Origin of the sequence: Aliiroseovarius subalbicans (assembly GCF_022678625.1) — a bacterium.
GTDB lineage: Bacteria > Pseudomonadota > Alphaproteobacteria > Rhodobacterales > Rhodobacteraceae > Aliiroseovarius_A > Aliiroseovarius_A subalbicans.
The window spans coordinates 1,023,780-1,036,716 of the sequence record NZ_JALBYQ010000001.1; the positions used below are offsets into that span (position 1 = coordinate 1,023,780).

Below are 12,937 nucleotides of genomic sequence, written 5' to 3' on the forward strand. Positions count from 1 at the left end.
AATGTCATGGCCCTTCGATAATTCCTATGCCCGCCTGCCTGACAGGCTGTTTACCCCGCAGGCGCCAACCCCGGTGCGCAATCCGCAGATCATCGCGGTGAATGCCGGTTTGGCGCGGGAGCTGGGATTGGACCCCGCTGCGCTGAGCCCGGACATTCTGGCCGGAAACACACTTCCCGATGGGGCCGCCCCGCTGGCGCAGCTTTATGCCGGGCATCAGTTCGGCAATTGGGTGCCGCAGCTGGGCGACGGACGCGCGGTGCTGCTGGGCGAGGTCATCGGGCAAAATGGCCGACGTGACATTCAGCTCAAGGGCGCCGGACGCACGCCCTATTCGCGCAACGGCGACGGGCGCGCCTGGCTGGGGCCGATCTTGCGCGAATATGTGGTCAGCGAGGCGATGCATGCGCTTGGCGTACCGACCACCCGCGCTTTGGCCGCCGTGACGACGGGCGAGAAAGTCCAGCGCGAACAAGCCTTTCCGGGCGCGATCCTGACGCGGGTGGCTGCCAGCCATATCCGCGTGGGCACCTTCCAGGCGCTGGCGGCGCGCGGGGATACCGAGGCGCTTGAGGCGCTGACGGCTCATGTGATCGCACGCCATTATCCCGACGTGGATACACCGCTGGAGCTGCTCCGTGCCATCGTTTCCGCGCAGGCCGGGCTGATTGCCAAGTGGATGAGCATCGGCTTCATCCACGGCGTGATGAACACCGACAACATGGCGGTCTCGGGCGAAACGATCGACTATGGCCCCTGTGCCTTCATGGATGCCTATCACCCCGCCACGCTGTTCAGCTCGATCGACCAGTTCGGGCGCTATGCCTATCAGCAGCAGCCCGATATCGCGGTCTGGAACCTGGCCCAGCTGGCGACCAGCCTGTTGCCCCTGATGGGGGAGCGCGAGGCGGCGGTCGAGGCCGCCACCGAGGCGGTCAACGGCTTTTCCCAGCTCTATCAGGCCGACTGGATGCGGCTGTTTCGCGCCAAGCTGGGGCTGAAGACGCAGGAAGAGGGCGATCTGGCGCTGATCACCGGGCTTTTGCAGCGCATGGCGACAAGCCAGGCGGATTTTACCAATACGTTCCGGGCGCTGGCGGATGGCGCAGCCGCCGCGCATATCACGGATGAGGGCGCTTGGGACAGCTGGGCACCGGATTGGCAGGCGCGGCTGGCACGCGAACCCGGGGACCCGCAGGCGACAATGCGCAATACCAACCCCGCCTTCATCCCGCGCAACCACCGGATCGAGCAGGCGATTCAGGCCGGGCTCACGGGTGATTTCGCGCTGTTCCATCGCCTGAATACGGTGCTGGCGCATCCCTTTGAGAACCAGCCCGACCAGGGCGATCTGGCCCTGCCGCCGGAAAATCACGAACGGGTGTTACAAACGTTCTGCGGCACCTAGGACCTAGTCGGACGGGCCGGATTTGCGAAACATCGCCCGGTTACGGCGCACGAACTCGGCGATCATGCCCGGCAGCCCCCAGCGTTCGCGTCCCTTGAGATAGCCAAAGCCCGCCATTGCGCCAAAAAACGCGCCGATGGCATCGATGATCAGGTCGCTCATCGTGTCGTTCAGACCGCTTTTCTGCATGTTCAGGCCAAACGCCTGATCCATCGCAAACTCGAACACCTCCCACAGCGTGCCGATGGCCAGGGCGAAGGTAAAAGCAATCACGGAAATCGCCCAGGCGGGGGCCGCGTATTTGTCGCCCTCGAACAAGGTCAGGGCAAAGATGACGCCCATCAGGCCGAACCCCATCGCCGAGGCGCCATGCATCACGATATCCCACCAGGCGAAGCGTTCATAAAAGTCGAAAGCCTCGCCCAGAAACAGTGTGCCAAACAGAAACAGCACGATCCCGGCGTAAAAGCTGACCGGCACGCGGATGTGCAGCCGGTCGGCCAGAAACGCAGGCACGATCGAGGCGAACAGGGTGCCGGTGGCGATGAACACCATCTCCCAGTTCTGTTCATAAAGCGCGAAGCTGGCCGTCCCCAGAAGGAACAGCCAGACCGCATAGACGACATAGCTTTGACCATAGACCACCATGCCACTGGTGTAGTGCACCCGACGCCCGGCTTCAATTGTTGCGGATCGTGCCTATATCTGTGGCGATGAAACTTGTGACTTACAACATGCGCAAGGCCATTGGTCTGGATCGCCGCCGTGACCCGCACCGGGTGATGGACGTGATCAATCAGACCGGGGCGGACGTGGTCGTGCTGCAAGAGGCCGACCGTCGGCTGGGTCCCCGCCCCGCCGCGCTGGCGCGCCGGTTGATCGAGGATGAGAGCGATTTTGTGCCGGTGGATCTGGCGGCCAATGGCGTGTCGCTGGGCAGCCACGGCAACGCCATTCTGGTGCGCAAAGGCCTGTCCATCGCAGCCCCGACCCGGATCGAGCTGCCCGGTTTTGAGCCACGTGGCGCGGTCTCGGTCGAGGTGGCCGGGCGCCTGCGCGTCGTGGGCGTGCATCTGGGCCTGATGCGCCGCCACCGGATGCGCCAACTTGCGACCTTGTCCGAGACCTTGGACGGCCACCCGATGCCCACCGCCATTCTGGGCGATTTCAACGAATGGTCCGCCAGCCAGGGGTTTGAGGCGCTGCATGACGACTACACCCTCCACAGTCCCGGCCATTCCTATCACGCCGCACGCCCAATGGCTGCACTGGACCGGGTGGCGCTGTCACACGGGCTTACCCTGCGCGATGCCGGGGTGGTTGAGACGAAACGTGCCAAGATTGCATCCGACCACCTGCCTGTCTGGGCCGACGTGGCCCTTACCGGCGGTTGATCAACACGATCCCGACCGCGACCAGCACCAGCGCGCCGATCAGGGATGGCGTCACGGTTTCCCCCAGCCAGGCCCAGCCCATCGCCACGCCGAAAATCGGCGACAGGAAGGCGAATGAGGCGACCGAAGACGCCTTGTAGCGTTTCAGGAGCCAAAACCACGCCATGAAGGCGCCGGTGGCGACAAAAACGATCTGGAAAGCAAGGCCCGCGATGTGGGCCGGCTGAAAGTCCCGCACGAAGGGGCCGAAGAACAGCGCGGCGATCAGCATCACCGGGGCAGACACGGCGACCTGCCACCACATCTGCATCTCAGGCCCCAGCTCGCGCAACCGGGTGACACGGGCAGACAGGGACACGCCCATCCAGCCGAGCGCGGCGGCCAGCGCGGCCAGATCGCCGGCCAGCGATGCCTCACCCCCAAGGCCCGAACGGTCAACGATGGCCCAGGTGACACCGGCGAAGGCCAGCGCCAGCCCCACGGATTTCACCGGGGTCAGGCGTTCACCCGGCAGCACGAAATGCGCCGTCAGCGCCATCCAGACCGGCATGGAATAGAAGATCACGCTGACCCGGGTCACCGTGGTCAGGTCCAGCGCGACGAACAGGCAGATGAACTCCGCCGCGAAGATCAGCCCGGCCAGAACGCCCGCACCGATCGTGCCGGGGGTGAAATCCAACCGCACGCCGCGAAAGCGCATCCACAGTCCGATCACCATCACAGCCCCTAGCGACCGCAACGCGGCACCGAACACCGGTTGCAGCCCGTCATTCGTGACTTTGATCACCACCTGGTTCACCGCCAGGATCAGAAAGATCGCGATCAGGGCACCGGCTCCGCGGGCTTCCATATTCAGTTTTGCATCCATCCGGCGACAGGACCCGGCGTCGCAGGGCAAGTCAAGCCATTCCACCGGCGAAATCTCCGTGCTATTCAGGCGAAAATCAAATTTGACGGGGCAAACATGACCTTTCTGCAGATCGCATCGCTTCTTATCGTTCTGGCCGGCGTTTTCGGCGCCATCAACTACTTGTTTCTGAAACTGCCCAGCGCCATCGGCATCCTGGTGGTCTCGCTTCTGGCGTCTTTGGGTGTGATGGGCGTGGATCTAATCGCGCCGGGGCTTGGCATTGCCGACAATGTGCGCAGCGTGGTCACCGCGATCGACTTTTCCGACGCGCTGCTTGAGGGCATGCTGGGGCTGTTGCTGTTTGCCGGTGCGCTTCATGTGAAGATCTCGGATCTGAGGGCGCAATGGCGGCTTGTCTTCCTGATGGCGACAATGGGCGTGGCCCTGTCCACGGTGATCGTGGGTGTGGGCTTCAGCTGGATCACCGGCATGCCACTTCTGATCGCGCTGGTGTTCGGGGCGGTGGTAACGCCGACGGACCCGGTCGCGGTGCTGGGTGTGCTGCGCGAGGCGAACCTGCAGAAATCGCTTGAGACCAAGATCGCCGGGGAAAGCCTGTTCAACGACGGCGTCGGATACGTGGTGTTCCTGGTGCTTGTGGGAATCGCCTTTCCGCATGGACACGACGCGCACGGTGGCGGCGGGCTGGCGGATGCGGCGAAATTGTTCGTGCAAGAGGCCGTCGGCGGCGCGCTTCTGGGCGTGGTGCTGGGCTGGCTGACCTTCCGGGTGATGCGTCGCATTGACGATTATTCACTTGAGGTTCTGTTGACCCTTGGCCTCGCCTTCGGCGGCTACGAACTTGCCGTGGCGCTGCATGTCTCGGCCCCGATCATGGCGGTCTGCGCCGGGCTTTTGATCGGCGACGTCGGCACGAAACACGGCATGACCGTGATCACCCGCGAATATGTCGACGCCTTCTGGAAACTGATTGACGAGATCCTGAACGCAGTGCTGTTCCTGATGATCGGCTTTGAGGTCTTCGCGGTCGCCTTCACCGGCGACGCGGTTATGGCCGGGATCATGGCGATCGCCCTGGCGCTGGTGGCGCGGCTGGCTGCTGTCGCCGTGCCGGTTCTGGTGCTCAAGCCCTTCCGAACCTTCTCCAAGGGTGTGATCCCGATCATGACCTGGGGCGGGCTAAAGGGCGGCATTTCCGTCGCGCTGGCGCTGTCGCTGCCTGAGGGCGAATGGAAACCGCTGATTCTGACCGCGACCTATATCATCGTGATCTTCTCGATCATCGTGCAGGGGCTGACGGTGGCCCCATTGGCCAACAAAGTCGGGCGCGAACCGGATCTGGTGTGATGCAAACCTGGTGCCTTCTGCTGCGCGGAGTGAACGTGGGCGGGCACGGCAGGCTGCCGATGGCCGACTTGCGGACGCTTCTGGCAGGGTTGGGCGCCAAGGACGTGGCGACCTATATCCAGTCTGGCAACGCGGTGTTTCGGGGCGCGGTCGATCCGGTGGCGTTCACGGCGGCGGTCCGCGACGGGATCGAGGCCGCGCAAGGTTTTCGCCCGGCCGCTTTTCTGCTGCCCGGCGACAGGGTCCGTGCGATCCGGGATGCTTTCCCGTTTCCTGAGGCCTTCGCCGCGCCCAAGACCGGCCATGTCTGGTTTCTGACCGGCGCGGTAAAGTCCGACCTCGCAGCGCTAGAAGCTCTGGCCACGGCGGATGAGCAGTTTGCCCTGATCGACGGGGCTTTCTGCCTGCACGCCCCTGACGGCATTGGCCGCTCAAAACTGGCGGCCCGGGTCGAAGCGCTTTTGGGCGTGCCGGCCACCGCACGCAACCTGAACACGCTTGGCAAGCTGTGTGACCTTCTTGAGGGTCTGAAATAATCCCGCCCCCCGGTTTCCCCCCGCGTACAGCTGCGCTAAAACCAAACCACAGACGGGGAAGAGAATGACCGACACGATCCTTCACAAATGCGAGGCAAAAGGTCTTCGCATGACCGAACAGCGCAAAATCATCGCAGGCGTGCTGGAAGGCGCGCATGACCATCCGGACGTGGAAGAGCTCTATGCCCGCGTGAGCGCGGTGGACGCGGGGATTTCCATCGCCACGGTCTATCGCACCGTGAAGCTGTTCGAAGAGGCCGGCATTCTGGTCAAGAACGAGTTTGGCGACGGCCGCGCGCGCTATGAGCCGGCGGATCGCGACCACCACGACCACCTGATTGACCTGACCACCGGAGAAGTGATCGAGTTTGTCGACCCTGAAATCGAAGCACTTCAGGTTCGGATCGCCGAGAAGCTGGGCTATGACCTGCGCGACCACCGGCTGGAACTCTACGGCGTCAAGAAAAGCTGAGCCGTCCGTGGGTCAGGCCGAAGGCCTGCCACCGCCCCACGGGGCAGATTATTTGAAATAATCTGGCTGTCGGTGGCCTCGCTTCGCTCGGATTGCACCCGGACGAACGCTCAGCCTAACAGATCAGGCCGCAGCACCATGATTGCGCCCAGCACCAGAAGGACCACGCCGCCCACCAAGTGCGACAGGCGCGAATAGCGCCCGGTCGTGACAGCCGCGCGCAGCGTCACCATGGCGATGATGAACAGCGCCGCATCGTCCAGCAGGAACACCGCCAGGTACAGCGCAAGGTAGCCATAATAGCCCCCGGCCGGCAGGTCGTGCATCGCAAGCGTTTGCGTATAGATCGCAGGCAGCCCAGCCGAGCAGGCGAGTTCCACCAGGTTCACGGCGATGGCCAGCGCGCCAACGCCCAGCGCCGCGACCGCCAGGTTCGGGGTCTCCACCATCGTCCGGAACGCGTCCGAGATGCGTTTCTTGCGCCCACCCGGCGTGACCTTGCACACGCCTTCGGGGTTGGTCCAATATTCGCGCAAGTAATAGACCCCGGCGCCAATCGCCAGTGCGCCGATCGCCAGGCGGATCCAACCCACCGCGCCGATCCACAAGACGACGTTCAGCCAAGCGGCCATGACGGCGAAATACATCACCCCGGTCGCCAGCAGGAACACCGCGCCCAGCGTCCACATCCGCCGCGTGTCCTGCACGCCCAAAAGCAGGCCGATCAACAGCGCCAGCACCCACATGGCGCAGGGGTTGAAGCCGTCCACCGCCGCCAGCACCACGGTTAGAACCGGCAGGGACAGCGTGCCCAGATCAACCGGCCCGAGCAGGGGCAGGGTCACCTGCCCTTCGGGGCCGGTGGGCGGAACTTGCGTCGCGGGAGCCACTGCTAAACCGGCCCGCAAGTCGCTGACCGGGTCGGGGCAAGGCACCTCCTGACAGCGGGCAATCATCCGCTCCCAGTCGCCGGTGCTACGCCCGCCGCCTGCGAACCCCAGGGCGTAGTCGCCGCCGATCACAACAAGTGGCACCGCCGCACGATCCATTGCGAAATGATCGATGACGGCGCCAAACAGCGCATCATCCGCCTCCTCCACGCCCAGTTCGATAAAATCCGCGACCACGCCGCCCTGCGCGACCCGTTCGGCCAGCGCCCCTTTCGCGTTGGAGCAATGTGGGCAGCCCTGTTGCCAGAACAGGTGCACCGTCACATCCCCGGCCCCGGCCACCATTGGCAAGAGCAGCAAGAAGGCGGTCAAAAGGCTGCGAATCCAACTCATGGCAATCCTCATATCGTCAGACAGAACGCCCCGACATGATGGCCTGCGCACAGGGGCCGCGCCATGATCGGGGTCAAATGCGCGCCCAATCGGCTCTGGCGCCGGGGGCCATTCACAGGCATGAAGGACCTCCCGACCCCAAGGAGCCCGGTAATGGACAATCTGCGCGGCATCGGCCTGATGGTCACTGCCATGGCGTTCTTTGCGCTTGGCGACATGACGATCAAATGGGCCACCCAGATAATGCCGGTGGCACAGGTGCTGGCGCTGCTGGGCTTGGGCGGAGGTCTGGTCTTCGCCAGCCTGTGTAAGGCCAAGGGCCACAAGGTTCTGACCCGCGATTTCCTGCGCGGACCGATCATCCTGCGAAACTCATCCGAGGTCGTCGGCACCATGTGCATGTTCCTGGCGCTCGCACGCGTCGACCTGTCGTTGGTGGCCGCGATCTTGCAGGCGACACCGGTTGCGGTGACCTTCGGGGCGGCGGTGCTGCTGGGTGAACATGTCGGTTGGCGCCGCTGGGCGGCCACGCTTGTGGGATTTGTCGGCGTGCTGATCATCATGCGGCCGGGCATGACCGGGTTTCAACCCGACAGCCTGTGGGCGCTGGTGGCGATGGTCGCGTTGGCGCTGCGCGATCTGTCCACGCGCATGGTGCCGCACAGCGTGCCGACGCTGCGCATTGCCACCTATGGCATGTCGATGCTGGCGCCCGCGGGCCTGGTCCTGATGCTGGCCGCACAGCCGCCGGTGGCGATGAATGCCGCCAGCTGGGGCCTGATGGCGCTGATGGTGACGGTGGGCGTGCTGGGCTATCACGCGATCACCTCGGCGATGCGGGTGGGCGAGGTTTCGGCGGTATCACCGTTCCGCTATTCGCGCATGGTGTTTGCCCTGGCCATCGGCGTGCTGGTGTTTGGCGAACGGCCCGATCTGTGGACGCTTGTCGGCACCGCGCTGACGATTGCCGCCGGGCTGTATACCTTCCTGCGGGAACGCCGCCCCCGGCGTGCGTCCTGACGCCCGGCCCCGGACCAAAGCCGATGAACAACACCCGCGCCATCCTCCTCATGATCGCCGCCATGGTCGGCTTTTCGCTTGAGGACGTCTTCATCAAGGCGATGACCAAGGGGTTGCCCGTGGCGCAGGTGCTGGTCTTCATCGGGCTGGGCGGCAGCCTGGTCTTTGCAGCCCTGACCCTGGCGCAACGTGGCACGCTGGCCCCTCTGGTGCACCGCGACATGGCCAGCCGGGCAATGCTGGCGCGCAACCTGGCCGAGGGCGCCTCGACCATCTTCTTTGTCACCGCCCTGTCGCTGGTCCCGCTGGGCACCGTCGCGGCGGTGTTCCAGGCCACGCCGCTGGCCATCACCGCGGGGGCCGCCCTTATCCTGGGCGAGGCCGTCGGCTGGCGCCGTTGGAGCGCCATCGGCGTCGGGTTCATCGGCGTTCTGATGATCATCCGCCCGGGCGCCGCCGACTTCGACGCCAATGCGCTCCTGCCGCTGGTCGCGGTCATCGGCATCGCCGCACGAGACCTGATCACCCGGCGGCTGGACCCGTCGATCCCGACGACCTCGGTGGCCTTTTATGGCTTTGCGTCCGTGTTCCTGGCCGGGTTACTGCTGCTGCCTTTCTCGCCGCCGCCGATCTGGCCCAACACAGCCGGCTGGGCCTATGTCGCGGGCGCGGTCCTGTTCGGGGTGGGTGGGTATTATGCCATCGTGCTGGCCATGCGCCTGGGCGAGGCCGGCGCGGTGATGCCCTTTCGCTATACCCGCCTGGTGTTTTCCCTGCTCCTGGGCGTCGTGGTCTTCAACGAACGCCCGGATGGCTGGACGCTTCTGGGCGCGTCCATCGTGATTGCCACCGGGCTTTACACCTTTGTGCGCGAGGCGCGGCTGCAGCGCGTGCGCTAACATCCCCGCGCCCCCTTCCCTCTTTCCTCCCCCTTGGCTATAGGCTCACGGCAAGAGTTTCCCCTGCTCGTGCAGGCGCATCGGCGCAGGGTCAGCGTTAACCGCGATCAGAAAGGCCTTTGCCATGAGCATCATCATCGACATCTTCGCCCGTGAAATCCTGGACAGCCGGGGCAATCCCACCGTCGAGGTCGACGTGTTGTTGGAAGACGGCACGATGGGCCGCGCAGCGGTGCCGTCCGGCGCTTCGACAGGGGCACACGAAGCCGTCGAGAAACGCGATGGCGACAAAAGCCGCTATGGCGGTAAGGGCGTGCTTGAGGCCGTCGCTGCGGTGAACGGCGAAATCGCCGAGGCACTGGTGGGCTTCGACGCCACCGAACAGGAAGCCATTGATGCGGCGATGATCGAGCTGGACGGCACCCACAACAAGGGTCGCCTGGGCGCCAACGCCATCCTGGGCGTGTCGCTGGCCGTGGCCAAGGCCGCCGCCGATTTCTCGTCGCTGCCGCTTTATCGTTACGTCGGCGGTGCTGCCGCGCGCGTCCTGCCGGTGCCGATGATGAACATCATCAACGGCGGCGAACATGCCGACAACCCGATCGACATCCAGGAATTCATGATCATGCCCGTGGCCGCCGCGAACATCCGCGAAGCGGTGCGCATGGGCGCCGAGGTGTTCCATACGTTGAAGAAAGAGCTGACCGCGGCCGGCCTGTCCACCGGCATCGGCGACGAAGGCGGCTTTGCCCCGAACATCGCCTCGACCCGCGAAGCACTGGATTTCGTGCTGAAATCGATCGAAAAAGCCGGTTACAAACCGGGCGAAGACATCTACCTGGCGCTCGATTGCGCCGCGACCGAGTATTACAAGAACGGCAAATATGAGCTGTCGGGCGAAGGCAAATCGCTCACTTCGGCAGAAAATGTCGACTACCTCACCGCGCTGGTCGCCGACTACCCGATCATCTCGATCGAAGACGGCATGGCCGAAGACGACTGGGACGGCTGGGCCGCCCTGACCGCCGCCCTGGGCGACAAGATCCAGCTGGTGGGCGACGACCTGTTCGTCACCAACCCTGAACGCCTGGCCGACGGGATCGCGAAGAAGTCTGCGAACTCGATGCTTGTGAAAGTGAACCAGATCGGCTCGCTCTCGGAAACGCTGAAAGCCGTCGACATGGCCCACCGCGCGGGCTTCACCAACGTGATGTCGCACCGTTCGGGCGAAACCGAGGACGCCACCATCGCCGACCTGGCCGTGGCCACCAATTGCGGCCAGATCAAAACCGGCTCGCTCGCGCGGTCGGACCGGTTGGCGAAATACAACCAGCTGATCCGCATCGAGGAAACGCTGGGCGAGACCGCCGAATACGCCGGGCGCTCGATCCTGAAGTAACCTGTCCGCCCGGTCGGCCCAGCGCTGACCGGGCACACGCCCCCTTTTCTCTCCCGGTTCGGATCCCTACCTTGTTCACAGAACCAAGGAGGCGCCCATGACCCCGTCCCAGACTCCCCGCATCACACGAGGTGAACGCCGCGTCGCGCTGTTCGTGATCGCCTATGTTCTCGGGTTCACGATCTGGTTCTTCTCGATCGGCAATACCGAATTCATCGTCTACATCGTTACCATGCTGGTGCTGATCACCCTGGTGGGTCTCAGCCTGCGCGCGGCGGAGTATCCACTGCGCATGCTCTGGGCGCTGGCGATCTGGGGGCTCTTGCATTGCGCCGGTGGCGGGGTGCCGGTGGGGGACGGTGTGCTCTATGGCGCGCAGCTGATCCCGATCACCTCGAACGGCGAAATGACCTTGCTGAAATACGACCAACTGGTGCATGGACTGGGCTTTGCCGTCACCGCCTGGGTGCTCTGGCACCTCATGACGCACCATTATCCCCAAACCCGTCACAGCTGGACCGCCTACCTGTTCCCGGCCCTGGCCTCGATGGGTCTGGGCGCGACCAACGAAATCATCGAGTTTTCGGCGGTGGTGATGGTGCAGGATACCGGCGTGGGCGGCTATACCAACACCCTGCTTGACCTGTGCTTCAACGCAACCGGCGCCATCCTGGCCGTGGTCTGGATCGCCTGGCGCGAGCGACGCACGCGGGCCTGAGCGCACCAGGGGCGGCCGGGCGCCAATCAGCATCAAGCGTGCGCGCAGCGCACTCCGCCTGGAAACGCCTACTTGTCCTGCAGAACCGCGGACACAGGGGCCAATGCGACCGATTTCGCGCGGTTGCCCAGGCTCCATTCGATCAGCGCCTGCACCGTCTCGACCCGCGCATGGCCCAACATGATCACGCCCGGCTCCTGGCGCGCCTTGAAGGCGGCATTGTCCATAAACCGGCGGATCACCGCAGCACTTTGGCCGTCATTGTCCAGTTCGCGAAACACCAGACCGGCTTCCACACCTTCTTTCACCGCGCTCTTGTGACCGGTGTTCAGCCCCTGCGGGATCGAGATCAACCCGTGCCCGCCATCCTGCATCACCGCGGCCACCTGACGCGCGGTGGCGCCTGCGGTCTGGAAGCTTGCGGAAAACAGCGTTGCAACCGCGTCGGCAAACAGTGCCTCCTGCGCTTGCAGGACCACCTCGGCATCAGTCGGGGTGGCGCCATCGGGCAGGCTCAGCGCGACGACCACTTCGGCCCCGGCGGCGCGGTAGAACGCGATTGCCTGCGCGGCATCGGCAGCCCCGGCGTCGACCACAAAGCTGATCGGGAACGGCAGGTTTTTCAGATCCCCAAGGGCGGCTCGGGCGGCGGGCGCGTCGCGCAGGATCACCGCCATCATCGGCCGCGCTTCGGGGTTCTCGAAGGGCGCCGCGTTGCGCGCGATCGCGGGGGCATCGCTGTCGACTTGGGGCGTCTCGACGCTGACGTCCGCGACCTCCACATCGGTTTCTACACCAATTCGGGGCAACCGGTTCGTTGTTACATTGGGGGCCAGGTCGCCGATCTGCGTGACCGGCGCGCTTTTGATTGGCGCAGGCGGTTCGTCGTTGGGAGCTTCCTCTGCTGGCGTTGGGGCCGGGGCCGCACCGACCGCAGGCGCGTCATCTTCCGACGCCGGAGGCTGCGTGGGCGCGGGCACCGTGGTCGGTGGCACGGTATCGTCGGTCTGCACCAACGCGTGCTGGTCACCATCCGTCGGCTCGGCCTGTTGCGGGTTCAGGTCTGCCGCGACATCTGGCAGCACCAGGTCCGCCAGAGCACGCGGCGCATCCTCGCTGGCTGGCACCGCTGGCGCGTCGCCTGTGCTTGCGGGAACCGGGGGCTGTGACGCGCTGGCAATGGGGGCCATGCCCTCGCCCGATGGCACGATCACGTCATCGGCGCCGACAATTTCGGTTTCCGGTGCGGCGGGGGGGCTGGTGTCAGTGCCGCCCTGCACCGGGGTTTCTTCGTCCACCACGGCCGGTTGCGGCGCGGGGGGTGTCTCTGTCGTAGCTTCACCACCGGTTGCGGGCTTGTCCGGCGTCGCCTCGGACTCCGGTGCCACCGGCGGCGCGGCATTGTCGGCCATTTCGGCCGTAACATCCGAACCCGCAGGTTGCGTTACCTTATCAGGGCTGCCCCCCGGACCAGTCGTTAAAGACAGCACGCTCAACCCGAGAACGGCCACCACGCCGCCGCCAAGCACACCCGAGATAAAACCACGTGCCACGATGCCTCTCCGTTCGTTGCGTCACCACAATCCGGCC

Annotated in this window: 13 protein-coding genes; 9 read left to right on the top strand and 4 right to left on the bottom strand. The window is 64.8% G+C overall.

Annotated elements, in window-relative coordinates:
* Position 1 precedes the first annotated feature (1 nt).
* Positions 2-1,408: a protein adenylyltransferase SelO gene (locus tag MN188_RS05120; protein ID WP_242106508.1), complete on the top strand. Its 1,407-nt coding sequence runs from the start codon at positions 2-4 to the stop codon at positions 1,406-1,408.
* A gap of 3 nt (positions 1,409-1,411) precedes the next feature.
* On the opposite strand, the gene MN188_RS05125 is transcribed toward MN188_RS05120, so the two are convergent.
* On the bottom strand, positions 1,412-2,074 hold the full coding sequence (locus MN188_RS05125; protein ID WP_242106509.1) for a DUF2238 domain-containing protein: 663 nt from the start codon (positions 2,072-2,074) through the stop codon (positions 1,412-1,414).
* Between the two features lie 47 nt (positions 2,075-2,121).
* Here MN188_RS05125 and MN188_RS05130 point away from each other — a divergent pair, with 47 nt between their 5' ends.
* Positions 2,122-2,802, top strand: coding sequence for an endonuclease/exonuclease/phosphatase family protein (locus MN188_RS05130; RefSeq protein ID WP_242106510.1), 681 nt, complete (start codon positions 2,122-2,124; stop codon positions 2,800-2,802).
* Here the strand turns inward: MN188_RS05130 and MN188_RS05135 are convergent.
* On the bottom strand, positions 2,789-3,670 hold the full coding sequence (locus MN188_RS05135; protein WP_242106511.1) for a DMT family transporter: 882 nt from the start codon (positions 3,668-3,670) through the stop codon (positions 2,789-2,791). The genes MN188_RS05130 and MN188_RS05135 overlap by 14 nt on opposite strands.
* Positions 3,671-3,766: 96 nt before the next feature.
* On the opposite strand from MN188_RS05135, the gene MN188_RS05140 reads away from it, so the two are divergent.
* From MN188_RS05140 to MN188_RS05150, 3 genes are all read left to right on the top strand, one after another.
* On the top strand, positions 3,767-5,020 hold the full coding sequence (locus MN188_RS05140) for a cation:proton antiporter (RefSeq protein WP_242106512.1): 1,254 nt from the start codon (positions 3,767-3,769) through the stop codon (positions 5,018-5,020).
* A complete protein-coding gene (locus tag MN188_RS05145) occupies positions 5,020-5,556 on the top strand; it encodes a DUF1697 domain-containing protein (protein ID WP_242106513.1) in 537 nt (178 codons plus the stop codon). Before MN188_RS05140 ends, MN188_RS05145 begins: the two co-directional genes overlap by 1 nt.
* 64 nt (positions 5,557-5,620) lie before the next feature.
* Complete coding sequence (locus MN188_RS05150; RefSeq protein ID WP_242106514.1) at positions 5,621-6,028, top strand: Fur family transcriptional regulator; 408 nt, start codon at positions 5,621-5,623, stop codon at positions 6,026-6,028.
* A gap of 110 nt (positions 6,029-6,138) precedes the next feature.
* Here MN188_RS05150 and MN188_RS05155 read toward each other — a convergent pair whose 3' ends face one another.
* Positions 6,139-7,311: a glutaredoxin family protein gene (locus MN188_RS05155; RefSeq protein ID WP_242106515.1), complete on the bottom strand. Its 1,173-nt coding sequence runs from the start codon at positions 7,309-7,311 to the stop codon at positions 6,139-6,141.
* Positions 7,312-7,464: 153 nt separating this feature from the next.
* Between MN188_RS05155 and MN188_RS05160 the strand changes: the two genes are divergently transcribed.
* From MN188_RS05160 to MN188_RS05175, 4 genes are all read left to right on the top strand, one after another.
* Positions 7,465-8,331, top strand: a complete 867-nt coding sequence (locus MN188_RS05160; protein ID WP_242106516.1) for a DMT family transporter — start codon at positions 7,465-7,467, stop codon at positions 8,329-8,331.
* Between the two features lie 23 nt (positions 8,332-8,354).
* Complete coding sequence (locus MN188_RS05165) at positions 8,355-9,230, top strand: DMT family transporter (protein ID WP_242106517.1); 876 nt, start codon at positions 8,355-8,357, stop codon at positions 9,228-9,230.
* 124 nt (positions 9,231-9,354) lie between these two features.
* Positions 9,355-10,629, top strand: coding sequence for a phosphopyruvate hydratase (eno, locus tag MN188_RS05170; protein ID WP_242106518.1), 1,275 nt, complete (start codon positions 9,355-9,357; stop codon positions 10,627-10,629).
* 97 nt (positions 10,630-10,726) lie between these two features.
* Positions 10,727-11,347, top strand: coding sequence for a DUF2238 domain-containing protein (locus tag MN188_RS05175; RefSeq protein WP_242106519.1), 621 nt, complete (start codon positions 10,727-10,729; stop codon positions 11,345-11,347).
* Between the two features lie 68 nt (positions 11,348-11,415).
* Here MN188_RS05175 and MN188_RS17680 read toward each other — a convergent pair whose 3' ends face one another.
* Entirely contained in the window at positions 11,416-12,900 is a 1,485-nt protein-coding gene (locus MN188_RS17680) for a divergent polysaccharide deacetylase family protein (protein WP_242106520.1), read from the bottom strand.
* Positions 12,901-12,937 lie beyond the last annotated feature (37 nt).